General features: G+C 57.2%; 1 protein-coding gene and 1 pseudogene. One reads left to right on the forward strand and one right to left on the reverse strand.

All coding sequences use genetic code 11. The features are described from left to right. Positions 1–247, reverse strand: a pseudogene (locus ACDP63_RS25005) (transposase); the annotation flags it as partial. Positions 248–499: 252 nt separating this feature from the next. Here ACDP63_RS25005 and ACDP63_RS25010 point away from each other — a divergent pair. Further along, positions 500–889 carry a hypothetical protein gene (locus ACDP63_RS25010; RefSeq protein ID WP_409928874.1) on the forward strand — a complete coding sequence of 130 codons (390 nt, stop codon included), beginning with the start codon at positions 500–502 and terminating at the stop codon, positions 887–889. Positions 890–951: the final 62 nt, after the last annotated feature.

A 951-nucleotide genomic window follows, 5' to 3' on the forward strand; every position in this document is an offset into this window, starting at 1 on the left:
TGTTCACACCGTAGCCGCGATAGCCGCGGTCGACTACGGCGAGATCGAGCACCTGGTCGGTCAGGATGACGACCTGCTCCAGCGCCGGTACCAGTGTGTGGCCATCATGAGAGTTGCCGGGAAAGCTGCGCACGCCAACGACGAAGCCCTCCCCGATGATCGTGGCGAGGCTGACCTTGGTGCCGAATTCGTAGCGGACCCGCGTCTTGCCCTTGGAGATGCAATCGAGCTCGGGTTCGTGCAGCCGTCCCGCCCGCCAAAACAGGCGGGGCCGGCCCTAGGCCCTAAGCTACCGCTTGATCCTGAACTGTGCTGCTCTGCCGCACGCCCTGGAGCAGCTACTCGAGCCTGCAACAGATCAGCGTCTGCCGCGCGGGTGAACTAACAGCATGGCTACGGGTTCTCGCGTCATCGACTTCTTCCCCGGGCGCGCAGGAACTGCTACCGTCACCGGCGAGCATCTCCATGCAACAGAAAACTTCAGACGACAGGACACGCCTTGGCACTCTTCGACGACACTATTAATGCAAGAACTGGAGAGGAGCTCGCGGCAGCGTTCGGTTGGTCAGCTGAACAAATTACGCAAAAGGTCATTGAGGCCGAGGCTGAACAGATTACCGTCGAGACTGCGTCAATTGAAGGCGAAGGAGCAGTCCTGTTCAGCAAGCTGGCCACTCCAGCTTCCTCGAAAACTCTCGATAAGATATCGCTATATGGATACCATGCATCTTGCCCTTGGGGCATTGTTTCAGATCCGTCAGGCACTCACATTCTGAGCTCACGCTGGCTTCGAAATCAGGAGTGGTATCGACTATCTCCAATTCCAAATAACATTTTATCACACCGAGCGGCTCTGTTGCACAAATCCTGTGAGGGATTCATCTTGTGAATCCAGTATGGTAGCTGGAGGGCATGAGCAGACCCACACCCCCCGCATACAAGACCAGGAAC

This window comes from Paracoccus sp. P2, from assembly GCF_046335115.1.
GTDB lineage: Bacteria > Pseudomonadota > Alphaproteobacteria > Rhodobacterales > Rhodobacteraceae > Paracoccus > Paracoccus pantotrophus.